The organism is Klebsiella sp. Ech2A, assembly GCF_030078455.1.
GTDB classification, from domain to species: domain Bacteria; phylum Pseudomonadota; class Gammaproteobacteria; order Enterobacterales; family Enterobacteriaceae; genus Klebsiella; species Klebsiella terrigena.
In genome coordinates this window covers 14,468-38,394 of sequence record NZ_JAQGFU010000028.1, presented here as the reverse complement: position 1 = coordinate 38,394, position 23,927 = coordinate 14,468, and the positions used below count along the sequence as shown (strand labels likewise).

At 55.5% G+C, this 23,927-nt stretch carries 23 protein-coding genes and 3 tRNA genes; 22 read left to right on the top strand and 4 right to left on the bottom strand.

Annotated features, from left to right (window positions below; genetic code table 11):
• The 4 genes from PFH44_RS08600 to PFH44_RS08585 all read left to right on the top strand — a co-directional run.
• A partial coding sequence (locus PFH44_RS08600; RefSeq protein ID WP_283824811.1) for an ABC transporter ATP-binding protein occupies window positions 1-1,771 on the top strand: 1,771 nt, incomplete at its 5' end.
• Window positions 1,762-3,498: an ABC transporter ATP-binding protein gene (locus tag PFH44_RS08595; protein ID WP_082079103.1), complete on the top strand. Its 1,737-nt coding sequence runs from the start codon at window positions 1,762-1,764 to the stop codon at window positions 3,496-3,498. The genes PFH44_RS08600 and PFH44_RS08595, both read left to right, overlap by 10 nt.
• A gap of 15 nt (window positions 3,499-3,513) precedes the next feature.
• On the top strand, window positions 3,514-4,794 hold the full coding sequence (locus PFH44_RS08590) for a cytochrome P450 (protein WP_045859352.1): 1,281 nt from the start codon (window positions 3,514-3,516) through the stop codon (window positions 4,792-4,794).
• 260 nt (window positions 4,795-5,054) lie between these two features.
• Window positions 5,055-6,038 carry an alpha/beta hydrolase gene (locus PFH44_RS08585; protein ID WP_283824810.1) on the top strand — a complete coding sequence of 328 codons (984 nt, stop codon included), beginning with the start codon at window positions 5,055-5,057 and terminating at the stop codon, window positions 6,036-6,038.
• 115 nt (window positions 6,039-6,153) lie between these two features.
• Here PFH44_RS08585 and PFH44_RS08580 read toward each other — a convergent pair whose 3' ends face one another.
• A complete protein-coding gene (locus PFH44_RS08580; protein ID WP_283824809.1) occupies window positions 6,154-6,537 on the bottom strand; it encodes a winged helix-turn-helix transcriptional regulator in 384 nt (127 codons plus the stop codon).
• A 112-nt stretch (window positions 6,538-6,649) separates the two neighbouring features.
• On the opposite strand from PFH44_RS08580, the gene PFH44_RS08575 reads away from it, so the two are divergent.
• From PFH44_RS08575 to PFH44_RS08545, 7 genes are all read left to right on the top strand, one after another.
• Window positions 6,650-7,207: an alcohol dehydrogenase catalytic domain-containing protein gene (locus tag PFH44_RS08575; protein ID WP_283824808.1), complete on the top strand. Its 558-nt coding sequence runs from the start codon at window positions 6,650-6,652 to the stop codon at window positions 7,205-7,207.
• On the top strand, window positions 7,138-7,698 hold the full coding sequence (locus PFH44_RS08570; RefSeq protein WP_283824807.1) for a zinc-binding dehydrogenase: 561 nt from the start codon (window positions 7,138-7,140) through the stop codon (window positions 7,696-7,698). Before PFH44_RS08575 ends, PFH44_RS08570 begins: the two co-directional genes overlap by 70 nt.
• 797 nt (window positions 7,699-8,495) lie before the next feature.
• A complete protein-coding gene (locus PFH44_RS08565) occupies window positions 8,496-8,870 on the top strand; it encodes a cell envelope integrity TolA C-terminal domain-containing protein (protein ID WP_072051889.1) in 375 nt (124 codons plus the stop codon).
• 145 nt (window positions 8,871-9,015) lie between these two features.
• On the top strand, window positions 9,016-9,420 hold the full coding sequence (locus PFH44_RS08560) for a DUF2251 domain-containing protein (RefSeq protein WP_045859346.1): 405 nt from the start codon (window positions 9,016-9,018) through the stop codon (window positions 9,418-9,420).
• A 194-nt stretch (window positions 9,421-9,614) separates the two neighbouring features.
• Entirely contained in the window at window positions 9,615-9,956 is a 342-nt protein-coding gene (locus PFH44_RS08555) for a TonB family protein (protein ID WP_349632121.1), read from the top strand.
• A gap of 235 nt (window positions 9,957-10,191) precedes the next feature.
• Entirely contained in the window at window positions 10,192-10,671 is a 480-nt protein-coding gene (locus PFH44_RS08550) for a hypothetical protein (RefSeq protein WP_283824805.1), read from the top strand.
• Between the two features lie 801 nt (window positions 10,672-11,472).
• A complete protein-coding gene (locus tag PFH44_RS08545; RefSeq protein WP_283824804.1) occupies window positions 11,473-12,090 on the top strand; it encodes a dTMP kinase in 618 nt (205 codons plus the stop codon).
• 151 nt (window positions 12,091-12,241) lie between these two features.
• On the opposite strand, the gene PFH44_RS08540 is transcribed toward PFH44_RS08545, so the two are convergent.
• Window positions 12,242-12,317: transfer RNA gene (locus PFH44_RS08540), tRNA-Asn, on the bottom strand.
• Between the two features lie 331 nt (window positions 12,318-12,648).
• Between PFH44_RS08540 and nac the strand changes: the two genes are divergently transcribed.
• The 10 genes from nac to PFH44_RS08490 all read left to right on the top strand — a co-directional run bounded on the left by nac (window position 12,649) and on the right by PFH44_RS08490 (window position 22,533).
• Entirely contained in the window at window positions 12,649-13,566 is a 918-nt protein-coding gene (nac, locus tag PFH44_RS08535; RefSeq protein ID WP_045859342.1) for a nitrogen assimilation transcriptional regulator NAC, read from the top strand.
• Window positions 13,567-13,672: 106 nt separating this feature from the next.
• Window positions 13,673-14,623: an HTH-type transcriptional regulator Cbl gene (gene cbl, locus PFH44_RS08530; RefSeq protein WP_045859340.1), complete on the top strand. Its 951-nt coding sequence runs from the start codon at window positions 13,673-13,675 to the stop codon at window positions 14,621-14,623.
• A 111-nt stretch (window positions 14,624-14,734) separates the two neighbouring features.
• Entirely contained in the window at window positions 14,735-15,679 is a 945-nt protein-coding gene (gene ldtA, locus PFH44_RS08525; RefSeq protein ID WP_152644033.1) for a L,D-transpeptidase, read from the top strand.
• 506 nt (window positions 15,680-16,185) lie between these two features.
• Window positions 16,186-17,160, top strand: a complete 975-nt coding sequence (gene epsC / locus PFH44_RS08520; protein WP_283824803.1) for a serine O-acetyltransferase EpsC — start codon at window positions 16,186-16,188, stop codon at window positions 17,158-17,160.
• Window positions 17,161-17,228: 68 nt separating this feature from the next.
• A complete protein-coding gene (locus PFH44_RS08515; RefSeq protein WP_045859335.1) occupies window positions 17,229-18,134 on the top strand; it encodes a PLP-dependent cysteine synthase family protein in 906 nt (301 codons plus the stop codon).
• Window positions 18,127-18,555, top strand: a complete 429-nt coding sequence (locus tag PFH44_RS08510) for a M67 family metallopeptidase (protein WP_283824802.1) — start codon at window positions 18,127-18,129, stop codon at window positions 18,553-18,555. The genes PFH44_RS08515 and PFH44_RS08510 overlap by 8 nt, the downstream gene beginning before the upstream one ends.
• A 59-nt stretch (window positions 18,556-18,614) precedes the next feature.
• Window positions 18,615-18,905: a MoaD/ThiS family protein gene (locus PFH44_RS08505; protein ID WP_041146292.1), complete on the top strand. Its 291-nt coding sequence runs from the start codon at window positions 18,615-18,617 to the stop codon at window positions 18,903-18,905.
• Window positions 18,902-20,077: a molybdopterin-synthase adenylyltransferase MoeB gene (moeB, locus tag PFH44_RS08500; protein ID WP_045859333.1), complete on the top strand. Its 1,176-nt coding sequence runs from the start codon at window positions 18,902-18,904 to the stop codon at window positions 20,075-20,077. The genes PFH44_RS08505 and moeB overlap by 4 nt, the downstream gene beginning before the upstream one ends.
• Window positions 20,078-20,114: 37 nt before the next feature.
• Window positions 20,115-21,059: a family 2A encapsulin nanocompartment shell protein gene (locus PFH44_RS08495; protein ID WP_283824801.1), complete on the top strand. Its 945-nt coding sequence runs from the start codon at window positions 20,115-20,117 to the stop codon at window positions 21,057-21,059.
• Window positions 21,046-22,533, top strand: coding sequence for a cysteine desulfurase (locus PFH44_RS08490; protein WP_283824800.1), 1,488 nt, complete (start codon window positions 21,046-21,048; stop codon window positions 22,531-22,533). Before PFH44_RS08495 ends, PFH44_RS08490 begins: the two co-directional genes overlap by 14 nt.
• Before the next feature lie 128 nt (window positions 22,534-22,661).
• On the opposite strand, the gene PFH44_RS08485 is transcribed toward PFH44_RS08490, so the two are convergent.
• Window positions 22,662-22,737, bottom strand: a tRNA-Asn gene (locus tag PFH44_RS08485).
• Between the two features lie 100 nt (window positions 22,738-22,837).
• Window positions 22,838-23,638, bottom strand: coding sequence for a DgsA anti-repressor MtfA (gene mtfA / locus PFH44_RS08480; protein WP_161795712.1), 801 nt, complete (start codon window positions 23,636-23,638; stop codon window positions 22,838-22,840).
• Window positions 23,639-23,725: 87 nt separating this feature from the next.
• Here mtfA and PFH44_RS08475 point away from each other — a divergent pair.
• A tRNA-Ser gene (locus PFH44_RS08475) sits at window positions 23,726-23,815 on the top strand.
• Window positions 23,816-23,927 lie beyond the last annotated feature (112 nt).

Below are 23,927 nucleotides of genomic sequence, written 5' to 3'. Positions count from 1 at the left end.
ATTTGGGATGACTTCAACATGCGAGACTGAACCTCAGCAGGCCGGGCTACTACGACCGGTTCGCGGCTGGATTGCGCTGGCGGTAGTGCTTCAGGTGGGTTCATCGGCGCTGGTGCTGGCCCCGCTGATTGGTCTGACTGAACTGGCTCGGGTGCTGATGAGCGCGCAGGCAGATCGCGCGGCCCTCGCCTGGCATATCGTGAAAATATCCGCTTTCTGCCTGGGCGGAGGATTGGCGTTGCGCGGCCTGGCCGATCTCACGACGCATCTCGCTGACAACGCGTTCTCCCTGTGGCTGCGCCGCCAGCTAGCGCGTCGTATGGCGCACGCGCCGCTCAGCTGGTTCAGCGCCAACAGCAGCGGCAGAATTAAGCAGGGTATGCAGGATGACGTGACCGCCATTCATCATCTGGTGGCGCACTCCTATCTGAACCTGGCAAACGCCGCCGCCACCCTGCTGTGCGTCTACGGCTACCTGCTGTTCATCGATTGGCGGATGACGCTGATCGCCTTGATTCCGCTACCGTTCTTTTTTCTGCTCTATCGCCGGATTATGCGTGCCAGCCAGGCCAAAATGGCGGAGTACGGCCAGCAGCTGGAGCAGGTCAATCGCTCGGTGGTGGAGTTTGTCCAGGGCATACCGGTGGTGAAAACCTTCGGCCAGCATGGCGTTGCTCATCAGGCGTACCGTCGGGCGGTAGACAGCTTTCGCGATTTCTTCCTCGACTGGGTGCGCCCGCTGATCAAGCCGGAAAGCCTCTCAGGGGTGATCATCGCGCCGATCACCTTGTTGCTGCTGGTGCTGGTTGGCGGCGTCACCTTTATTCATCTCGGCTGGATGGAGGTCTGGCAACTCCTGCCGTTTGCGGTGCTGGGGCTGGGGATCTCGGTGCCCATTGGCACGTTAAGCAGCAGCGCACAGTCGCTACAGATGGCGAAAGGGGCTTTTACTCGCCTGGCCGGGCTACTGGCGATCCCTCAACAAAAGGAGCCGGAGCGGGTGATGCTCAATGCGGGCAGCCAGGTGCGCTTTGAGCGCGTCAGCTTTAGCTACGGGCCCGATCGCCAGATTCTGCATGACGTATCGCTGACGCTGGAGCCCGGTACGGTAACGGCGCTGGTTGGCGCATCCGGGGCGGGCAAATCAACGCTGGCGAAATTACTCCTGCGCTTTGCCGAACCCGACGCCGGCCGGATTATGCTAGGGGGCGTCGATCTGGCTAATATCGCGACCGACCACCTCTATCGCCAGATTGGCTGCGTCTTTCAGGAGGTGCGGCTGCTGCGGCTCAGCATCAGAGACAACATTGCCCTTGGCCATCCGCAGGCCACCGATCGGCAAGTGATTGCCGCGGCGCAGGCGGCCAATATCCATCAACGCATTCTGCAACTGCCGCGCGGCTATGAGTCGGTTTATGGCGAAGATGCCCGCCTGTCGGGCGGGGAAGCGCAGCGCCTGAGTATTGCCAGAGCGCTGCTCAAGGAGCCGCAGCTGCTGGTGCTGGATGAAGCGACGGCGCAGGCTGACGCCGAGTCGGAGGCCGCCATACAGGACACGCTCTCCCGGCTCATTTCTCAACAGGGTAATCGCTCGCTGCTGGTGGTGGCTCACCGCCTCGCGACGGTGGTTAACGCCGATAATATCGTGGTGCTGGCGCAGGGACGTATTGTGGAACAGGGAACGCATAGCCAGCTGCTGGCTAACAAAGGCGAATACGCGCGTCTGTGGCAGGCCCAGTTCTCACCATCAAAGGAGGAGGTATGCTGCTGACCCGTCTCTCGTCGCTGCTGGGCAAAGATAACGCCAGGGTTCTGCGACGTTACCTGATTCTGATGGCGCTTTTCTGCCTCGTGCAGGGCATCGCTTTTGCGATGGTTGTGCCGATCGTCCAGGCGCTATTGCAGGATGATATCACCCGGGCGACGTGGTGGTTATTGCCGCTCACGCTGGCTACGTTGCTCGCCTGGTATCTTAACTACGTTGCCTCGTTGGGCGGCTTCAGGGTGGCCATAGCGCTACTGAATACCCTACGTCACCGCATTGGCGACCACGTGGTGACTCTGCCGCTGGGCTGGTTCAGCCCCGCCAATACCGGCCAGCTTGGCGTGCTGCTCAGTCAGGGGGTGATGGAAATCCTCGGGCTGCCAGCCCATCAGTTAAGCCCGCTCATGCGCGCCACCTTGACGCCGCTGGTGGTGGTGGCGATTACCTTTTTCTTCGACTGGCGTATCGCGCTGATCGCGCTGGTGATTTTTCCGCTGGTGGCGCTGGTTTATTGGTGGGCGGGCAGGCTGGGCCGCGCCGCAGACGAAGCCGTTCACCTTGCCACGGCGGAAGCCAGCGAACGTATGCTTGAGTTTGCGCAGAACCAAATGGTGCTGCGCACTCACGGCTGCGGCGAGCAGGGACATGCCAATTTTGATGCCGCCCTGGTGGCACAAAATCGGGCCAGTAAACGCCAGCTGTGGCTGGTGCTGCCGCCGTTACTGGCGAACTCATGGCTGGCGCAGCTCAGCTTCCTGACGTTGATGGCCAGCGTCACCTGGCTGGGGCTGGCCGATAACGATCCGCAGCAGCTGGTCACGCTGCTGGCGCTGCTGGTGCTGATTAACCGGGTGATTGATCCCCTTACCGAAGTAGCGGCCTACGGATCCGGGATCCGTATGGCTTCTGCCCAAATGGATGCGGTGGAACGGGTACTGGCCGAGCAACCCTTGCCGCAGGCCGACGATCCGCAGCCATACGGCGGCGAGGCCAGCATTCAGCTGCATAACGTGACCTTTGGCTATCAACCCGAGCGGCCGATCCTGAAAAATGTGTCGCTTACGCTGCCCGCCAACACCACCACGGCGCTGGTGGGCCTCTCTGGCGCCGGTAAAACCACCCTTATGCGTTTGATCGCGCGTTTCTTCGATCCCGACAGCGGCAGCATTACGCTGGGAGGCACCGATCTGCGCCAGTTAAGCAGTCGCGAGCACATGTCGCTGATCGCGCCAGTCTTTCAGGACAATTATCTGTTCAGCGGCACCCTGCAGGAAAACGTATTGATTGGCAATCCGCACGCCGATGCGCAGGAAATTGCGCAGGTGGTCAGGCTGGCGCGGCTGGACGAGCTGCTGCAGCGTCTGCCGGATGGCTGGCAAAGCCAGGTGGGCGAGGGCGGCGGCCTGCTTTCCGGCGGTGAACGCCAGCGCGTCGCCATCGCGCGCGCATTGTTGAAAAACGCGCCGATATTGCTGCTGGATGAGGCCACCGGCGCTCTTGACGCGGAGAATCAGTCCGCGATCGCCGCCGGATTACGGTCTCTGCACCATCGCTGTACGCTGCTGGTCATTGCCCATCAGCTCTCGACCATCCAAAACGCTGACCAGATTCTGGTGCTGGATCGGCAGCACATTATCGAACAGGGCAACCATCAGCAATTACTGGCCGCAGGCGGTCGCTATGCCGATTTCTGGCAGGCGCGTAACCGTGCTGAAGGCTGGCGTCTGCAATAAACCGGGGAGGTAACGATGTCCGAAGCGATTATCAACAGTGAACAGGCCGCGCAGTTGTGGCCGCTGCCTGACGTGGACCTGACCAATCTGGACCTGTTCAGCCGCGGGTTTCCACATCAGGTATTCACCGACCTGCGTCGCCACCGCGGGGCATTGTTCCATCCCCGCACGGCGCTAACGCCCGATGGCGAAGGATTTTGGGTGTTTACGCGCTATCACGACATTGCGGCCATTGCGAAAGATAACGACACCTTCTCCTCCGCCGGCGGCGGCGATCGGCAGGGCGGGGGCACCATGATTGAGGATTTACCGCGTGAAATGGGGCCAGGCTCGGTAATCAATATGATGGACGATCCGCGCCATAAGGCGCTACGCAGATTGATTGCTCCGGCCATCACCAATGCCCGCGTGGCGGCGATGGAGGATGTGCTGTTTGCCGCAGCAGGGTCTGCCGTACAGGCCGCGCTCCAGCAGGAACGCGTCGATTTCGTCTCGGCCATCGCGGCAGAGCTGCCGCTGTTTGCTATCGCCAGTTTAGTCGGTATCCCACACGACGATCGCCATCAGATTTTTGCGTGGATTAACGCCGTGCTGGACTATTCGGACCGTCAGCTGGGTGAAACCAGCATCAGTAGCCAGCAGGGGATGCAGAACTTTATGGCCTACGGGCATAAGTTCGTCGAAGAGAAACGCCAGAACCCGGGCAGCGATATTGTGTCGCTGGCGGTGACCGGCGAGCTAGCCAAAGGGCTGGGAAAACTGACGCCGCTGGAACAGTTGATGGTGTTCAGCGTGGTCATGGTGGCGGGGCTGGAAACCACGCGTAACGCCATTGCCGGCGGTATTCTGGCATTTATTCACCATCCGGAGCAGTGGCTGCGTCTGCAGCAGGACCGGGGGCTGATGAATTCAGCGCTCGACGAAATACTGCGTTGGACTTCGCCGACCCCCTATAACCGTCGTACGGCAACGCGCGATGTGATTATCGGCGACCGGCTGATTCGTCGGGGGGAGAAAGTCACGTTATGGTGGGCGTCGGCTAACCGGGATGATGCTTATTACGAGCAACCTTTTGCGTTCGACATTGGCCGCCAGAAAAATCAGCATATGGCATTTGGCGGCGGGGGACATAGCTGTCTTGGCGCCCAGCTGGCGAGGCTGGAAATGCGCGTTATCTTGCACCACCTGCTGGAACAGGTGGATGGCTTCAGGCTGGATGGCGATGTTAATTGGGTGCGCAGCAATAAGCATACCGGGATCCGCAGTATGCCGGTACGGTTTGTGAAGCGTGACTGAGAAGTGTATGACTGCGAAAAGAGCTTATTGACCCTCATTCTTTCCCACGCAGCAGTACCGCTTTTGCTGCACGGTATTGTCGGGATATCTCCTCTCTTTCATCAAGCGAAAGCGCTAACCGGTGCCGCTTTCGGACAGGGGGTCGATATCCACCCGTCCGTGGGATAGTGGGCATGGTAGAAGAATGATATCTAATGGAGAGCAGGCCATATTTATAATATAAATTGACCGGAACGCTGAGTTTTACAGGAACATCGCCGATGAATATTACCGCCTCCATTGCCCTTTTGAGCGCTTGCCCATTTGTGAGTCTGGCAGCAGTGCCGGTGACCTTTTCCGAAACTCTCCTGGAGGCCGCCGGGCCAAAAGGCCCTTTGAAAGGTACGTTACTCACCCCAAATTCAAAACCAACCGCCGTTGTTCTTATCGTTCCTGGCTCCGGTCCGACCGATCGGGATGGAAACAACCCGCTTGGGGTGAATGCATCGCCTTACCGACTTCTTGCTGAAGGCCTGGCGGCAAAAGGCTTTGCAACGCTGCGTATCGACAAACGTGGAATGTTCGCTAGCGCAATGGCCGTAGAGGATGCCAATGCGGTGACGATTGCCGACTATGTTGACGACGTTCGATCCTGGGTAGACGTACTTAGGCGTCAAATGCACACTCCCTGTATTTGGGTGTTAGGACACAGCGAAGGCGGCTTGGTCGCCCTTGCCTCGGCTCAGGAAGAGGAGGTGTGCGGCGTGGTGCTTATCGCAACGCCCGGGAGGCCGATGGGCGAGGTGCTGAGGGGGCAACTTAAGGCTAATCCGGATAACGAAATGTTATTAAAGCAGGCACTGCCGATAATTGATGCTCTGGAACATCGGAAGCGGGTCGATATGACGAATATGCATCCGGCACTGCAAAATCTCTTTAATCCTGCGGTTCAGGGATTTTTGATCAATGCGTTTTCATATAATCCGGGTCATCTCATTTCGAGTATTTCAAAACCCGCGTTAGTGCTGCAAGGGCAACGCGATCTGCAGGTGGAAGAAGCGGATGCAAGACTGCTTAAGGCCGCGAATCCTCAAGCGTCCCTGGTTATAGTGCCCAATATGAACCATGTTCTGAAGGAGGTGACTTCGGACGATCGCAGGACGAATATCGCTTCATATGCTGAACCAGCGCTGCCCTTAGCTCCCGGTTTAATCAACGCGATTGAGCATTTCCTGATCCACAATTCACATTTTGCCGAAAAGTAACAGCGGCTCTGGTCCCGGTGCCCTGCCAAAACGATTTACTTTTAAAGAGTTTGTGCATGCTTTAAAGCAGTCGTTCGCTCCTCGCTCAGAGCGGCATGATGGTGTTGCATACCCCTCAGTTGGATGCCGCCTGATAGCAGGCTTCCATTTTATCTAGTGCGGACTGATTTTCTAATCCCCACTGGTACATTTGCTCAATGGGTTCGGCAAAGATTCTGCCAAGTGGAGTCAGACGGTAATCGACTTTGGGTGGGATCACGTCATACACATGGCGGGCAATCAGCCCTCGCAGCTCCAACTCTTTTAGAGTCTGGAACAGCATTTTCTTGGAAATCCCGTGCAAGCTACGTTGTAACTCACCAGTGCGTGCGCGTTCATCCGGCCAGTGATACAGCGCATGCAGCACCATTGTGCTCCATTTAACTGAAAAGAGCTCCATCAGGCGGCGCGGTGGCGAGTCCGCATAGAAAAAAAGTTTACCCTCAACCCAGGATGGCATTGTTCTGTCCTCTGCTTATGGTCACCAAATGGTAACTACTATCAATATGGAATCCTGTTGACTATAGTCTGCCCCCTTGAGTTAACCAGAACCAGCACATTCCAGAGGTAAGATGAAAATCAACGCATTAGTCGCACATGACGCGGCACAGCCCTTAATATCAGGGCAGGTTTCGCTGCGCTCGTTACAAAAGCAGGATGTCAAAATTGAGGTCCTCTATTGCGGCGTGTGCCACTCTGATCTCCACATGGTGCGTAACGAATGGGCAGTTAGCCAATATCCACTAGTGCCGGGACATGAGATAGTCGGGCGAGTCGTGGAAGTCGGGGAAGAGGCCACCCATTTTAAACCCGGTGATATCGTCGGTGTGGGCGTGATGGTCGACTCCTGCCGCGAGTGCCATTTCTGCAAGCACCACGAAGAACAGTACTGCGAAGCGGGGTTTACTGCTACCTACAATGGCATTGATAAATATACCGGCGACAGCACCAAGGGGGGCTATGCGCAGAGCGTGATTGTCGATCAACATTTTGTTGTTTCTGTACCTCGAAACCTATCGCTTGCCGGGGTTGCACCACTGCTGTGTGCAGGCGTGACCGTATGGTCGCCGCTGCGACATTTCAACGTCAACGCAGGCGATCGTGTTGGTGTTGTGGGACTGGGGGATTAGGCCATATGGCAGTGAAACTGGCCAATGCGATGGGGGCGGAAGTGACGCTGTTTACTACCTCCCCAGAGAAGGGCAAAGATGCCCTTCTAATGGGGGCAAAACAGGTAGTGATTTCCTGCGATGCCGCGCAAATGGCTGCCTGCCAAACCTCGCTGGATTTTATAATTGACTGCGTAGCGGCACCGCACGATCTGGATCCTTATCTGGCAACGCTGAAAACCAATGGCCACCTGGTGTTGGTAGGCATTCCGGACCAGCCACACGACTCGCCGAATATTACGCCAATGGTGTTTCGACGTTTAAGCATCAGCGGTTCGTCAATTGGCAGCATTCAGGAAACCCAGGAAATGTTGAACTTCTGCGGCGAACACAATATTACCGCCGATATTGAAATGATTGGTGGCGAGGATATCGAGACTGCCTTTGCCCGTATACTTAAGGGGGACGTTAAGTATCGCTTTGTAATTGATATGAAGGCTACGAGCTGGTAGGGGAGCAACAGGCGCATAGCCGTTACGGGGCGGCCATCCTGGGTCGCCTGGTGCATTATCGCCACAAAGTTGCTGTAAGAATCGCCATACACCGGACCATTCTCTTTTCGACAGCTTCCGATATACTGATTCGGTTCTCTTTAATGCAACCCTTTGCTCTGAATAGATATTTACTGGATTCAACATTACTGGACTTCTGCAAGTGCTCTGCCAGAGGGCATACTCTATGATTCTTCAAGTCAGGTAAACGGCCAACTATTCGATTACAAATAGTGCCATTCTTAGCAGCGCTATCGAATGAATACGCTTGGGCAGAAATTCAAAGGAATGTTGCAAAATTCACCGAATCCCATTCAACCAATTCTTAATAAGGAGAAGACCATATTCCCTAATAGTCGTAGGTAAAAGTAATAAATGCGGGCATGATGCACCTGCTTTCTGTCCGCACCGGATATGAGTTCAACCGATGGATACAACACACTTCCAGAACCGTTCTGCGGGTGATTCATAGTCTGGCGTTTTTCTCGGCGCTCTTAGCAGATATCTTGCGCTCCCGGGCATGTCTGCCTCGTGCCAGGGGCGGACGTAAAAAGTGCCTGTACTAATTATTAGGTAATAAATCGCAGCTTATTATCTCCTCTACATATTCAGATGTCTCATTCGAAACATCCGCTGGATGTAGATAATTAGTAGTTGAAAAAGCGCCAGGAATGACGGATGAATATGCAAATATTTCTGAGGATTAAATGGATTGAGGGGGAAAAGTGGGATCGTCTAAAATAGTAAAGAATATCGTTATGCTGGCCATTTTGATCAGCCTTGCCGCTGGTTGCGCACCGTTACATCCTTCTGGCTGTCATAAGACCACGGCAACGGGTGGTTGCAGTTCAGGGCGCTGGGATGATCAGGATGAATGGGGGGCGCAAGCGCGGGCAATCAGAGCGGCAATAAACGCAAAACTAGATGAGCCGCAAAACTGGAAAGGGAAAAAATGCAGGTTGCATATTGAATTTGCTCAGGATGGCACAGCTTTAAACATATCAACCAGCAATGGCAATAAAGCATATTGCGAAGCGATAAAATCAGCAGCCCATAAAGCCAGGTTTCCCGCCTTCAACAATCCAGAAGTCTATAGAGATTTTCAAAAATCCGGCTTCGACATGCGCAGTTAGCTAATCACCACAAACTGTTAGATACAAGCTAACGAACTGCTTGATTTGCAGTTATCCGTTACGATCTGAAGTATGGTACTGCAAAGTAGTGTATGGCTCGATAAAGCAAAATAATATAATGCCCGGGGAAAGGAGAGTAAATCGGATGACAATTTTAGTGACAATGCAGGCCGAGCTCGTGGTCGGTGAAGCACAAGTGATAAAGAGCCTTGCCCCTGAGGGGATGCTGGCCGCCGTTTTTGAGGACGATGGTGAAACCGGATATTTTTACGCTCTCGATGAGTCTGTCGACGGCAACCCGATTCAGGACGCGGTGCATATCTACAACGCCGAAGATATTTCTGACGGACACGTTCCTTCTGACGTTAAAATCGGCTGGTCTGAAGACAGTCAGAAGTGCGTACTATTGATCAATGGATACCCGCATGGAGCATTCGATTTCGTGGGGAAAAATGGATACTGCAGGAGTGGATTTCCTCCACAAATAAACAAGATATGGTCGAAGTCAGGCCATATGTGGAGTGATGCGGTAGATGACTTTTTTCGATGAGTTGCGGCAGCCTTGGCGCCTGACATCATTATAGTCCGTGCATTGGGGGTTAGGGTAAATCCGGCCGATCTGCGGGCTTGAAATAACCGCCCATTGAGCGGTTTCTATCCATGAAAATTTGGCTGTTAGCTTGTGTGACATGGGTTACAGCAGTAGTAACAGCCATATGGTTAATTTTAAAACACGGACGCTTCATGAAATCTATCGGACTACTCACTTTCATTCTGCCACTGCTTCTGGCTGTCTGCGCCGGTACACCGGCCAGCGCCAGCACACCATCTGGTAGCACTTCCTCTGCAAATACAGTCATTACCACTCACGATAAGAACGGAAGGTTACTGCCGGATGCCCTGCGGATACAGTTTGATGTTGATGCAGACGGAAGAGTTCAGAATACACAGATCCTTGAATCGACCACTACTCCGGAGCTTGAGCGTAAAGTCATCAGTAAAATGAAGAATGAATGGCGGTATGAAAAAGGGAAACCGGGAACAGATCTCAGAATAGTAGTCATGATTCACCCTCCCAGACGGTAGCACCACCAGGAAGTAGCAAGAAACTTTTGTGACTAGCAGCCTGACGCATCAGGCTATGTAAGTAAAGTCCGCAGTGTGCCAGGAGCGGACTTTTTGGTAGTTGTCAGCGGAAAGGTATTTCAGCAGAATGAGACTGCCTTTAAACATGACCATTTTTTATGCAGTCATAAGCTATTGAATCTAGCTCCGGCAGGGGTTACTGACTCACAGAATAATGGATGCACGAGATCGAGCTATGCGTACTCACCAATTGAATAAGTCCCGTAAACTGTATCGTAGCGTCAACACGACCACGCGGCACCATTCTAATAATCCAGGTGCTGAGTATCGCTGGAAACGCAATCGTAAAAAAGTCGGAGATGAGCTACTGGCAAAGCGCGAGACAATGCATGGCAGACAGAAGCGTGGTCGAGACTACACACCATTGTTTTATTTTTTGATCAAACAGATTGGCAAACCGTGGGATGAAATATTCAGCGAAGTATGTGGACGTCTTGATACCACTGAGCCTGTATTCTGGTTGGTCGCGCTACATGAGCACCAGCGAAGGGATTTAGTCTGCATTGGCGAAAGCAGTTTTTATCCGGGTCTGTTTGTTGATGAGAATGGAATTCTGCAACAGGTAAACCCTTCAATTACGAGAAAGGATGTTAAGGTGACTTGTCGCTGCTGCACGCACACTTACATTGGTGAACCTGTACCCTGGATAGATTGAGTGACAAAACTTTCTATCTTACCACGGGTGCGGTCGTCATCAGCCATGAGAGCGATTGCTAACCTCCGCTCTTCACTCACAGCAGTCACTCTTAAAGGTTTTCCATATAATAAAACGCTTTCATTAACTCATCTTCTGTAAGCGGCGATACTAAATTCGCCCCTGTATCTTTCTCAACCTTCATCAATAGCTCGCTGCGGGTTATGCCCAATCTATTCGCAACATGGTTAGCGCAACTCCGTGCGTGTGACGCTCTATGCGCAAGAAGGCCTTCTGCGGCTAGAACTTTTCTTCTTGATGACGAATGTGACATTGATTCCTCCTTTAGCCTAAATTACTCCCCATATAAGCATTATGCGATAAAAAAAATAACGATGTTTCTTGCTAGCTTTAACCGGGAAACACCGTAAGCGCAACTTCGTAAACCACAATAGCTGAAGTTGGTAATAGTGTCCGCTGTTCGCTCAAAGCTGCCCGTCAACGCCTGTCTGCTGCAAAAGCAGGTTTAGCGTCGGGTATTTTCCGTTTTCTACGCGGATCCCTTAAACTGCATCGCGCAGGTCATGACATAGGGATAGTGACCATGACCGGCTGTAATCCTGGGCTTTTAAATCCGGGCGTTAGCACCACTGCCAGAATGTTCATCAGTCTCTGTTTATCAGATCCCTCTATCCGATTCGCGCTGATGCGCCAGGTGCCCCGACGAACGAAGAGGGAGGGCAGCTATTCATACAAAGGAAGCCAGATGCTTTTGCCTGATTCAAGCTTTACAAAAAACCTGTATCAATCGTCATTTGCAGAATGAGTCGTCAGCTGTTTGTTGCTCTGGATGGGCCCAAGGGAGCCGGTAAAACCACGCTGTTGGAAGCCATTACGAAAGTACTAAGGGCAGACAACAAGAAGGTCATCCGACTTTGCGAGAAAAAAAGCGATCCCTACAGGGGGGAAACAATGGCCCTTGTTAACAAACTCGCCAGAAACCCCGCCCTGGATTTGGAATGGGAGGTCTGCGAGCGCTTTGCTGATAGCCGTGCATGGATCTCCCGGCAGGTGCTGACTAAACAGCCAGCGGACAGCATTATTCTGATGGATCGCTGGTATCCCTCGGATGCCGCGTTTCGTCGGATGGTGCCGTTTGCCGAGATTTTACAGCTTAATATGGAACGCAACGTGCGCACGCCAGACCTGCACGTCGGGGTTGTTACTGCGCCAGATATCTCATGGGCGAGGGCCGTAGGCCGAGCGCGTGGGCTAAGTAGTACGGTGATTCACAAGCTGGAAGAGCACGTTGCTTGCACCCGCGCGTTCGAGCGAGAAATTGCAAATCAGGGCTGGTTTTTATGCCGTAATGAAGGCGCGATCGAAGACGCAACGATGCAGGTGGTTTCTGAGATCTACAGAGTGGCTGGATGCCCATAGCTATCGGTTTTGCCGGCAGGGCTCCCGCGACTCTTCACCTCTGTGCGAGCCTCAGATTTGTGTCGCGGCAGCAAAATCTGACTGCGTCAAAGATGCAATAATCCCGAATAGCAAAAAACCCGCTTAGTTTCCTAAGCGGGCTTCTTTAATATGGCTCCTCTGACTGGACTCGAACCAGTGACATACGGATTAACAGTCCGCCGTTCTACCGACTGAACTACAGAGGAATCGTGTGAACGGGGCGCATATTAACGGCGGCGCTCCCCCTTGTCAAAGGCTGAATCATCGGAATGAGTTTGACTGCTGACAATTTCAGCAGTCGGCCGAGGCTCACCCGCTTTTGCGCCGCTGCGCACCGCGATGGTGCAAATGTACCCCTTATGGGGCATATCGTAATCCGCTTACCGGGCAAAAAAATCCCCTGCAGCAATCGGAATCGCTTATTACGCGGCGTCCAGCGGCTTTTGCGCCGGGGATAATAAAACTGGCAAGTAAATTGCAAAACCTACTGTATCTCAACTGCCAGCGTGGTTACTGGCGTTCCTTACAGGAGGCAAAATGAACTTAAGACGACTGAAGTATTTTGTGAAAATCGTCGATATTGGCAGTCTGACTCAGGCAGCCGAAGTCCTGCACATCGCACAGCCCGCGCTGAGCCAGCAGGTTGCGACCCTGGAAGGTGAACTGGACCAGCAGCTGCTGATTCGCACTAAGCGAGGCGTCACGCCGACGGAAGCAGGGAAAATCCTTTATACCCACGCCCGGACCATTCTGCGCCAGTGCGAGCAGGCGCAGCTGGCGGTCAATAACGTAGGCCATATCCTCAGCGGTCAGGTCTCTATCGGGCTTGCGCCGGGAACGGCGGCGTCCGCCATTACGATGCCGCTGCTGCAAACGGTCCGTAACGAGCTTCCTGAAGTGATGGTGTATCTGCAGGAGAGCAGCGGGACTATCCTTAACGATAAGCTGCTCAGCGGTCAGCTGGATATGGCGGTACTGTACGAGCGGTCGCCGGTTGCCGGCATCATCAGCCAGCCGCTGCTGAAAGAGGATCTGTACCTGGTCGGTACCCGAGACTGTCCGGGGCAAAGCGTTGACCTGACGGCGGTCGCCGAGATGAATCTGTTCCTGCCCCGCGATTACAGCGCGGTGCGGGCGAGGGTGACCGAGGCCTTCACGCTGCGTCGTCTGTCGGCAAAAATCATCGGCGAGATCGAGTCGATTACCACCTTAACCGCGGCAATCGCCAGCGGAATGGGGGCCACCGTGCTGCCGGAATCCGCCGCTCGCTCGCTGTGTAGCGCCGCCAACGGCTGGATGGCGCGTATCAGCACGCCGTCAATGAGCCTCTCTCTATCGCTGAATATGTCTGCCAAGGGCAGCCTGTCGCCGCAGGCGCAGGCGGTGAAGGAAATTTTACTGTCGCTGGTGAGCCGCCCTTCGCTGGAGAACCGTGAGCTGCTGCTGGTAAGTTAACGTATATTCCAGAATGGAATAAGTTGCTGGTTTTTATTATTTGTTAGCAGGGACAACAGACTTTAACAATAGAGCATATGTTATGTCTGATAGCCCGGAGGAAAGGGTGAATTTCCAGCAGCTAAAAATAATTCGTGAAGCGGCCCGTCAGGACTACAACCTGACGGAAGTCGCCAATATGCTCTACACATCGCAATCGGGCGTCAGCCGTCATATTCGTGAACTCGAAGAAGAGCTGGGGATCGAAATCTTTATTCGACGCGGCAAGCGTCTGCTGGGGATGACGGAACCGGGCAAAGCGCTGCTTTCGATTGCCGAACGCATTCTTAACGAAGCCAGCAACGTCCGCCGTCTTGCGGACCTGTTTACCAACGACGCCTCGGGCGTCTTGACCATCGCCACGACGCATACCCAGGCGCGCTATAGCCTGCCGCCGGTGATTAAAGCGTTTCGCGAGCTGTTTGCCGACGTTCGCCTGGAGCTGGTGCAGGGGACGCCGCAGGAAATTGAAGCCCTGCTGCATAACGGCGGCGCCGATATCGGCATTGCCAGCGAGCGCTTGAGCAACGATCCGACGCTGGTCGCTTTCCCCTGGTTCCGCTGGCACCACAGCCTGCTGGTACCAAAAGATCATCCCCTGGTCCAGGTGAATCCGCTCACCCTGGAGGCCATTTCTCGCTGGCCGCTTATCACCTATCGTCAGGGTATTACCGGACGCTCGCGTATCGACGAGGCCTTCAATCGCAAAGGGCTGATGCCGGATATCGTGCTCAGCGCCCAGGATTCCGACGTCATTAAAACCTACGTTGAACTGGGCCTGGGGGTTGGGCTGGTCGCCGAGCAGTCCGGTGACGCCAGGGAGTCTGACACCTTCACGCGTCTCGAAACCCGGCACCTGTTCGATGCCAATACCGTCTGGCTAGGCCTAAAGCGCGGGCAGCTGCAGCGTAACTACGTCTGGCGCTTTATCGAGCTGTGCAACGCCGGGCTGTCGCTGGATGAGATTAAACGCCAGGCGATGGAGCCGGAAGAGGCGGCGATCGATTATCAGATCTAACGCAATCCCGGCGGCGGACAAGGACGCGTACTCAACCGCCGTGAGCGGGTATATAAGATTTCGATAATAAAGCTATAATTCATTCACGATTGTCGCGACTGAGGAAGGGAAATGGTGCGGCGTGTGAAACTGCTTTGTTCTCTGCTATTTATCCTGTCAAGCCAGAGCGTTCTGGCCGTTAGCTACCCGTTGCCGCCGGAAGGAAGCCGCCTTGTGGGTAGTCCGCAAACCATCATCGTCCCGGACGGTAATACGCTCCCGCTGGAGGCGTTTGCCGCGCAGTACGGGCAAGGGCTGAGCAATATGCTCGAAGCCAACCCCGGGGTGGATGTCTACTTACCGAAGTCTGGTTCGACGCTGATCGTCCCGCAGCAGCTTATTCTGCCCGATACGGTGCGCGAGGGGATTGTGGTTAACGTCGCGGAAATGCGCCTTTACTACTATCCGCCGGAGGGGACCACGGTTGAGGTTCTGCCGATAGGCATTGGTGAGGCGGGCCGCGAAACGCCGCGCAACTGGGTGACCGCGGTGGAGCGTAAGCAGGAGGCGCCAACCTGGACGCCAACGGCCAACACCCGCCGCGAATATGCCAAAAGAGGGGAAAGCCTGCCGGCGTTCGTGCCTGCCGGCCCGGAAAACCCGATGGGGCTGTATGCTATCTATATCGGCAGGCTGTACGCCATTCATGGCACTAATGCGAACTTTGGTATCGGGCTGCGCGTAAGCCAGGGATGTATCCGTTTGCGTAACGATGACATTAAGTACCTCTTCGACAACGTTCCGGTGGGGACGCGGGTGCAGATTATCGATCGGCCGGTGAAATATAGCCTCGAGCCGGACGGCAGCCGCTGGCTCGAGGTTCACGAGCCGCTCTCGCGCAACCGCGCGGAATACGAATCGGACAGAAAGGTGCCGCTGCCCATGACGACGGGGATCCAGGCGTTTGTGCAGGGCGAGGGCGTTGAGGCGAACCGGGCCAGCGAGGCCATGCTGCGTCGTTCCGGAATGCCGGTAAATATCGGCTATTCCGCGGTACAGCCCACGTTCGGCGGCTAGCGCGCCTAAGCGTTAAGAAAGCAAAAGCCTGCTCAGCTTCCTGAGCAGGCTTTTTTTATACCGCCGGGCGGCAGGAAGGCACGAGCCCGCTTAGGGTGAAGCGCATCAAATGGTTATGAGGCAATAGTGAGCGCGAACGGACGGCGTTTCACGCGCGCAATCCGTCGCTGGTTAAAATTTGCACATTCGGCGCGATGGTCGGCCTCACGCCCTCTGCAGCAATCTGACTCCAGGTTATCCACAGAGTTAGGTAGCCACTTTGTGGACAGACTCGGTGCCGTGTCCGCAGCCCAGGCCGGCGCTTTGACTGCTGGTGGAAGCGTGTCTGTCATATTGAATAGCGCTGGTTTTAGGCCATTCTGAATTTAGTATCTTGATTCGTAAGTATTTATTCTTTTCAGCTATTCAAAGTCAATAAGGTTATTTGTTTTTAATGTGGGTAATGCATAAAAGTGAGGTAACGCAGAAAACAGATTTATCGATGTGCTGTTAAGAAGGATATTATTATGCCGGAAGCAGGTGAATTGTATCTCCTACCGAAAAGAGAAAATAACTGGCATTTAAATAATGTCGTCGATGAACTGCGTCACGTTCGTCAGGCGTGGCGCGATGAACATTCGAAAAATAACTATCGTAATAAACGCAGTTTACCTTCCCGTGAAAGCGTTAATTCCGTTACCGATACTTTGATAAAAGTGCTTTATCCGATGCGGCTGGGCGATGTCGAATTACGCAAAGAGGGTGAAGATTATTACGTCGGCCACCTGTTAAGCACCTCGCTTGACCGACTGACCGAAGAAGCGCTTCTGGAACTTTACTATCAGTCCGACGAGCAGGACGAGCAGGATGCGCAGGGCGCGAGCCACGCGCTGACCCAGGAGGCGGTCAGGCGGGTCCAGCAGTTTGCTAACCGCTTGCCGCTTATCCGCCAGCGCCTCGACAGCGATATCCTCGCCGCCTATCAGGGCGATCCCTCCGCGCGCAGCATGGATGAGGTGCTGCTCTGCTATCCGGGAATTCATGCCGTGATCCACTATCGCCTGGCCCACGAGCTGCATCAGCTCGATCTGCCTCTGCTGGCGCGCATGATAACCGAGAAAGCGCACGGCCAGACCGGTATAGATATTCATCCCGGGGCGCAGATTGATGATGGATTCTTTATCGATCACGGGACCGGCGTGGTGATTGGCGAAACGGCCATCGTCGGTAAGCGGGTGCGTATTTACCAGGCGGTCACCCTGGGGGCCAAACGATTTATTGCCGGTGAAGACGGGCAGTTACTAAAAAACTACCTGCGCCATCCGATAATAGAAGATGACGTCGTTATTTATGCCGGCGCAACAATATTAGGACGAATTACTATCGGCGCGCGTTCGAGCATTGGCGGGAATATATGGCTAACCCGCGATGTTCCGCCGGACAGTAATGTGCAGCAGGCGCGTGCTCAGCAAAAACATTTCAGCGACGGCGACGGAATTTAATTCTGCCGAAAATAAAATGGAATGGCCGGCACATCGGGATAGATAAAAATAACGGCGTGATAATCATTATGAATTTACTTGAAACGATCGGCGCTACGCCGTTAATAACCTTGCCCTCTTTTGCCGCAGAGTTGCCAGGCGTAACGCTGCTGGCAAAGGCTGAGTTTATGAACCCCAGCGGCTCGGTAAAAGACCGCGCGGCGAAAGCCATGGTGCTGGACGGGATTGCGCGGGGTTTATTAACACCGGATAAAACAATTATTGATGCGACCAGCGGCAATACCGGCATTGCCTACGCGATGATTGGCGCGGCGCTCGGATATCGCGTCCGGCTATATCTGCCGCAGAATACCAGCCCGGAGCGCAAACGTATTATTCGCCATTATGGCGCCACGATAGTGGAAACCGATCCGCTTGAAGGCTCTGACGGCGCCTATAGAGAAGTTCAGGCTCAGGTTGCGGCCCAGCCGGAACGCTATTTTTATCCCGACCAGTATAACAACCCCGTCAATCCGGATACGCATTTCGCAACGACCGGCAAAGAGATCTGGGAGCAGAGCGGACAGCAGGTCACCCATTTTGTCGCCGGTATGGGCACCTCCGGCAGCTTTGTCGGCACCGCGCGGCGGCTTAAGTATGAGGATCCGCGGGTGAAAACGCTCGCCGTGCAGCCCGCTTCGCCGTTCCACGGCATTGAAGGGACCAAGCATATGGGCAGCAGCATTAAGCCGGGCATTCTCGACGAAACCCTGTTCGACGACGTTATTTCCGTCACTACCGAGGAGGCCTATGCGAGCGCACGACGCCTCGCCCGGCGGGACGGCATTTTTGTCGGCATCTCATCCGGGGCAAACGTTGCCGCCGCCGCCAGGCTGGCCCGCACGCTGCCAGCGGGATCGGTGGTGGTCACGCTGCTGTGTGATGTCGGCTCGCGTTATCTGGCTGACTCTTTCTGGAATGAAACCAATGATTGAATTAACTCGCGAAATTGCAAAGCAGATTAGCGCTGAGGGGGAAAAGGTCTACCCCAACGAGTGCTGCGGCGCGCTCTTTGGCCATTTCTCCGCCCAGGGCGACGCCCGCGTGACGGCGATTTTTCCCATCGTCAATGGCCGCGAGTCGGAGGAGCAGTACCACCGTTTTGTCATCACCGCCGACGACTCCCTGCGGGCGGAACGCGCCGCGCTGGCTCAGGAGGTGGACGTGGTCGGCTATTACCATTCGCACCCCGATCATCCGGCCATTCCGTCGGAATTTGACCGCGAACACGCGCTGCCGTTTTACGCCTATATCATCGTCGCGGTTGCGCAGCGGCAGGCGGGCGCGCTCACCAGCTGGCGGCTGACGCAGGACCGCCAGCGCTTTTTGCAGGAGGAGGTGCGCACCGTTCCATAACGCGAATAACGGGCAGCACGCTGCCTGAAACCAGAAAAAAACACGGAGAGATTACCACTATGGCATCGACATTACTGATTCCCACCGCACTTCGCGCCTTCACCGACGGCCAGGGGAAAGTGACCCTCGAAGGCCACACCGTTGGGCAACTGGTCGCCGCACTGGCGGAGCGTTTCCCCGACATTCAGCCGCATCTGTACGACGACGCGGGGGAGCTGCGCAGCTTTATCAATCTGTACGTGGGGGAGAACAATATTAAAACCACCGGCGGGCTGGAGACCCCGATCGGCGAGGGCGCCGAGGTGCTGCTGGTCCCCGCCATTGCAGGCGGCGTCGGGAAGGCGGTATGAGCAGACCGAGCATTATTGCTGACGACCGTCTGGCGGAGCTGACGCATGCGGAAATTGCCCGCTACAGCCGCCATCTGCTGCTGCCGGAAGTGGGGCTTGAGGGGCAGAAGCGTCTGAAAGCGGCCCGCGTGCTGATTATCGGCACCGGAGGGCTGGGGGCGCCGGTGGCGCTTTATCTGGCGGCTGCCGGGGTCGGGACGCTGGGGATTGTCGATTTTGATTTTGTCGAAATCTCCAACCTGCAAAGGCAGATCATTCATAGCACCAAAGATCTCAACCGGCCCAAAGTCGCTTCGGCGAAAGACAAGCTTAAAGCGATCAATCCCGACCTGCAGGTGGTGACCTATAACACCACCCTGAGCAGTAAAAACGCGCTCGAAATTATTCGCGAGTACGACCTCGTGGTTGACGGTACGGACAACTATCCCACCCGTTACCTGATCAACGATGCCTGCGTTTTGCTGGGTAAGCCGCTGGTCTACGGCTCCATTTTCCAGTTCGAAGGGCAGGCCAGCGTCTTTTATGCCGGGGAAGGGCCGTGCTACCGCTGTCTTTATCCCGAACCGCCGCCGCCGGGGCTGGTGCCTTCCTGCGCTGAAGGCGGCGTGGTCGGCGTGCTGCCGGGAATTATCGGCACCATCCAGGCGGCGGAAGCGATCAAGCTTATCGTCGGCGGCAGCGAGAGCCTGATTGGCCGTCTGCTGCTCTTCGACGTGTGGCAAATGAAGCAGCGCGAGCTGCGGCTGGAGCGGGATCCCGGCTGCCCGGTATGCGGTGAGCACCCGTCGATTCATGAGTTGATTGACTACGAAGAGTTTTGCGGACTGAAGCCCGATGAGGCGGAGATTCCGGTTGAAAGCGTCACGGCCAGGGAGCTTCACGCCTGGATAGAGGAGGGAAAACCCCTGCAGCTGATCGACATTCGTGAGCCCCACGAAAGGGCGATTGCCAAATTCCCGCAGGCAAAAGTGATGCCGCTGGGCCAGATAGTCAGACGTATCGGCGAATTCGATCCGACGGTCGATGCGGTGTTTCTGTGCAAGATAGGGCAGCGCAGTATTTTCGCGATTCGGGCACTGCAGCGCGCGGGTTATCAGGGGCGCGTGATGAATTTAAAAGATGGCCTAAACGCCTGGGCGCGGGATGTCGATACCCGTTTGCCGCAGTACTAACCTTCAGCTCCACTATTTTAAACACTAAGGAATCATCATGGCAGAACAAAAAGGCATTAATGCACTGGGGCGTGAAGCCGCGTATCAGTTAGCGAACGTAACCAAAACGGCTCCGCAGTTTGCGGCAATTACCCCGCGCTGGATCAGCCGTTTCCTCGATTATAAGGGCCTGGAGTCGGGGATTTATCGGGTCAACAAGGTCGTGGAGGGCGAAACGCCGCTCGACGCATTGTGCAGCCAGGACCCGACCCGCGTTGAGATACCGCAGGGCTATATCGAGTATCAGACCACGCCGCGTGAATACCAGCTCGATTCCATTGCGACCATTATTAAGGTGGATACCAAAATCGCCGATCTCTACAGCTCGCCTTACGATCAGGCGTCAGAGCAAATTGCGCTGGCGATTGAAAGCCTGCGCGAGCGCCAGGAGAGTCAGCTTATCAATAACGATGAATATGGATTGCTGAAAAATATCGCTGATTCGCAGCGTATTCAGACCCGCAACGGCCGCCCGACGCCGGATGACCTGGATGAGCTGCTGTCAAAAGTGTGGAAGGAGCCCTCCTTCTTCCTGGCCCATCCGCGCGCGATTGCCGCATTTCAGCGTGAAGCCACGCGACGCGGCGTCCCGCCGGTTACCGTGAATTTACAGGGCGGCACTTTTATCCTGTGGCGCGGTATTCCGCTGATCCCTTCCGATAAGCTGTTTGTTGATGGTCTGAAAAACCCGAAAGGGCAGAGCGGGAAAACCAATATCCTGCTGATCCGCTCCGGTGAAAGCAAACGCGGCGTGCTGGGGCTTTATCAGGAAGGGCTGCCAAACGAACAGTCTCGCGGGCTGTCGGTACGCTTTCGCGGGATAGACGATAACGGCGTGGCCTCCTATTTACTCTCACTTTACTGCTCCGCCGCGATCCTCGCCGATGACGCCATTGCCGTGCTGGAAGACGTTGAGGTGGGGGAATATTATGACTACGAGTAATCTATTCACGCTTCCCCACGCGCCGGGCGGATGGCCCGGCGAGGCGGGCGAGGCTCCCTCCGCGCGCGATTACGGCCTGCCCGACGCGCGGGATCTGCAGGGGCTGTCGGGCGATTCGCCCTCACGCCCGCGTGCCGGGGAGGCCGCTTACGCGCCGAGGGTGGTGCCGCTGGGCCAGGAGAGCAGGGCGGACGGCGCGCCTCGCGGGTTTGCCGCATTGCCTGCTTCCGGCACCCACCCTGCGCCGCCGGCGCGGGTCGGGCAGATCCCGGTAGAGCGGATCCGCGCCGATTTCCCGATCCTTGCCGAACGGGTGGACGGTCATCCGCTGGTCTGGCTGGATAATGCCGCGACGACCCAGCGCCCGAAGCAGGTTATCGATCGCATCAGCCACTACTATTTACACGAGAACTCGAACGTTCATCGGGCGGCGCATGCGCTGGCCGCACGTTCCACCGATGCTTATGAAGCCGCGCGTGAGAAAGTGTCGCGCTTTATCGGCGCCCGCGGTCCGGAGAATATTATATTCGTACGCGGCACCACCGAAGGGCTCAACCTGATTGCCCACAGCTACGTGAAGCCGCTGTTACGACCGGGGGATGAGATTATCCTCACCCTGCTCGAGCATCACGCCAATATCGTGCCGTGGCAACTAATTGCGCAGGAGACGGGCGCGACGATCCGCGTTGCGCCGGTTGATGAGCACGGGCAGCTGATCGTTGAGGAATATATTCGGCTATTCAACGACAAAACCCGCTTTGTGTCCGCAACACACGTTTCCAACGCGCTGGGTACCGTCACGCCGGTTCATGAGCTGGTACAGATCGCCCATCGGTTTGGCGTGCGCATCGCCATCGACGGCGCGCAGTCTATTTCGCATATCCCGACCAACGTCACGGCGCTGGATGCCGACTTCTTCGTCTTCTCCGGCCATAAGATTTTTGGACCGACCGGGATCGGCGTCGTGTACGGCAAGCAGGACGTGCTGGAGGAGGCGCGCCCGTATCAGGGCGGGGGCAACATGATTGCCGACGTGACCTTTGAACTAACGCGCTATCAGCCCGCGCCGAATAAGTTTGAGGCGGGAACGGGCAATATTGCCGATGCCGTCGGGCTGGGGGCGGCTATCGATTATGTCACTTCCGTGGGGATAGAAAATATTGCGCACTACGAGCATGCCTTACTGGAGTATGGCATTGAGAAGCTGTCGGCTATTCCGGGCCTGACGCTGGTCGGCACCGCGGCGAACAAAACCAGCGTCCTCTCCTTCGTGCTGGCGGGTCATGAAAATGAAGCCGTCGGGCGCTATCTGAGCCAGGTCGGGATTGCCGTGCGATCCGGACATCACTGCGCGCAGCCGATCCTGCGACACCTGGGCTATGAAAGTACCGTCCGGCCGTCGCTGGCTTTCTATAATACGCCGCAGGAGATTGATTTTCTTGCAGAGCACGTCGCCCGGTTCGCTTCGCGGTAGCGAGGTGCGGCCCGGTCAGGCTGGCGCCCGGGCGTTGCCAGGGTATTTGCGATGCCGGCGAGGGGAACCACCTGGTTGGAGTAAAAAGCAAAAAGCCTGCTTAGTTTCCTAAGCAGGCTTCTTTAATTTGGCTCCTCTGACTGGACTCGAACCAGTGACATACGGATTAACAGTCCGCCGTTCTACCGACTGAACTACAGAGGAATCGTGTGAACGAGGCGCATACTACTGGCCCCGCATTTTTGTGTCAATACTAAATTTAACTAACTGATTCAGATGGCTAAATTTAGCTCAACTCGTTGTTTTAGTGCACAGTGCGCGCGTCGTCCGCATCCTGGCGTTCATTATCACGTAATCTCTGCAGCGGGTCCTGGCGGTAAAACTGGCAAAAACGCTGCCAAAGCGCCGGAAAACGCGGGGCGAACAGCTCGGGTGCGCTAAAGAAATATTCTGACAGAACGGCAAAACATTCCGCCGGGTCGGTTGCGGCGTAGGCATCAATACTGGCAGCGCTCTCGCCGACCAGGTCAATCTCATCCTGAATGTTGTTCATCGCCGCGTGGAGATCGTGTTCCCAGCCGGCAACCTCGCGTAAAGGTATTAGCGGAACGCCGCTGGCGCGATCGCCGTTGCGGGTATCAAGCTTATGCGCCACTTCGTGTACCACGAGGTTAAAACCAGATGCGTCGAAGGAGTCCTGAATATCCAGCCAGTTAAGAATAATGGGTCCCTGCTGCCAGCTTTGTCCGGATTGCACGACCCGCTGGTTATGGACCAGGCCAATATCATCTTCCCACTCATCGTCGACGACGAACGGGGCAGGGTAGATAAGCACCTCGTGGAAACCGTCCAGCCATTCGATGCCGAGCTCGAGAACCGGCAGGCAAAATAGCATTGCGACGCGCGCGCTTTGCAGCGGAGTCAGCTCCAGCCCCTGCAGGGCAACGAGGCGTTTTTGCTGTAAAAAACGCGCAGCCATCTGCACAAGCTGCTGCTGCTCTTGTGCGGAGAGGTTAGCTAAAACGGGAATGGCGAGCGCCTGCTCCCAGGGTATTTCCGCGCTACCGGACTCTTCATTTGCTTTCCAGGGCCATTTAAACATCATATTGCTCGCAAAGTCGTCACTTGAACGTAATTAAAGAGACAGGAACTATTAAAATGCCAAAGAACCTGGCATTATAGCAACCTCAGCGGAGAGATGCCGGAGCGGCTGAACGGACTAGTCTCGAAAACTAGAGTAGGGGCAACTCTACCGGGGGTTCAAATCCCCCTCTCTCCGCCACTTCATCTTTCTATCTACCCGATTCGAAAATCCTTTAATTAAATCCCTGCGGTTCAGAATACCGTTACCTGTACCATCATCTGATGCCAGCGCTTGCAGGACGGGATTGAAC

What these genes read in the sequence shown, in the direction of transcription:
- PFH44_RS08570 (WP_283824807.1), top strand. Translation starts at nt 7,138, where the DNA reads ATGGTCGCCGCTGCGACATTTCAACGTCAACGCAGGCGATCGTGTTGG.
- PFH44_RS08505 (WP_041146292.1), top strand. Translation starts at nt 18,615, where the DNA reads ATGGCATCGACATTACTGATTCCCACCGCACTTCGCGCCTTCACCGAC.
- PFH44_RS08590 (WP_045859352.1), top strand. Translation starts at nt 3,514, where the DNA reads ATGTCCGAAGCGATTATCAACAGTGAACAGGCCGCGCAGTTGTGGCCG.
- PFH44_RS08490 (WP_283824800.1), top strand. Translation starts at nt 21,046, where the DNA reads ATGACTACGAGTAATCTATTCACGCTTCCCCACGCGCCGGGCGGATGG.
- PFH44_RS08545 (WP_283824804.1), top strand. Translation starts at nt 11,473, where the DNA reads ATGAGTCGTCAGCTGTTTGTTGCTCTGGATGGGCCCAAGGGAGCCGGT.
- PFH44_RS08560 (WP_045859346.1), top strand. Translation starts at nt 9,016, where the DNA reads ATGACAATTTTAGTGACAATGCAGGCCGAGCTCGTGGTCGGTGAAGCA.
- nac (WP_045859342.1), top strand. Translation starts at nt 12,649, where the DNA reads ATGAACTTAAGACGACTGAAGTATTTTGTGAAAATCGTCGATATTGGC.
- PFH44_RS08595 (WP_082079103.1), top strand. Translation starts at nt 1,762, where the DNA reads ATGCTGCTGACCCGTCTCTCGTCGCTGCTGGGCAAAGATAACGCCAGG.
- PFH44_RS08585 (WP_283824810.1), top strand. Translation starts at nt 5,055, where the DNA reads ATGAATATTACCGCCTCCATTGCCCTTTTGAGCGCTTGCCCATTTGTG.
- PFH44_RS08550 (WP_283824805.1), top strand. Translation starts at nt 10,192, where the DNA reads ATGCGTACTCACCAATTGAATAAGTCCCGTAAACTGTATCGTAGCGTC.
- PFH44_RS08575 (WP_283824808.1), top strand. Translation starts at nt 6,650, where the DNA reads ATGAAAATCAACGCATTAGTCGCACATGACGCGGCACAGCCCTTAATA.
- PFH44_RS08580 (WP_283824809.1), bottom strand. Translation starts at nt 6,537, where the DNA reads ATGCCATCCTGGGTTGAGGGTAAACTTTTTTTCTATGCGGACTCGCCA.
- PFH44_RS08495 (WP_283824801.1), top strand. Translation starts at nt 20,115, where the DNA reads ATGGCAGAACAAAAAGGCATTAATGCACTGGGGCGTGAAGCCGCGTAT.
- ldtA (WP_152644033.1), top strand. Translation starts at nt 14,735, where the DNA reads ATGGTGCGGCGTGTGAAACTGCTTTGTTCTCTGCTATTTATCCTGTCA.
- moeB (WP_045859333.1), top strand. Translation starts at nt 18,902, where the DNA reads ATGAGCAGACCGAGCATTATTGCTGACGACCGTCTGGCGGAGCTGACG.
- PFH44_RS08565 (WP_072051889.1), top strand. Translation starts at nt 8,496, where the DNA reads ATGCTGGCCATTTTGATCAGCCTTGCCGCTGGTTGCGCACCGTTACAT.
- mtfA (WP_161795712.1), bottom strand. Translation starts at nt 23,638, where the DNA reads ATGATGTTTAAATGGCCCTGGAAAGCAAATGAAGAGTCCGGTAGCGCG.
- epsC (WP_283824803.1), top strand. Translation starts at nt 16,186, where the DNA reads ATGCCGGAAGCAGGTGAATTGTATCTCCTACCGAAAAGAGAAAATAAC.
- PFH44_RS08555 (WP_349632121.1), top strand. Translation starts at nt 9,615, where the DNA reads ATGAAATCTATCGGACTACTCACTTTCATTCTGCCACTGCTTCTGGCT.
- PFH44_RS08515 (WP_045859335.1), top strand. Translation starts at nt 17,229, where the DNA reads ATGAATTTACTTGAAACGATCGGCGCTACGCCGTTAATAACCTTGCCC.
- PFH44_RS08510 (WP_283824802.1), top strand. Translation starts at nt 18,127, where the DNA reads ATGATTGAATTAACTCGCGAAATTGCAAAGCAGATTAGCGCTGAGGGG.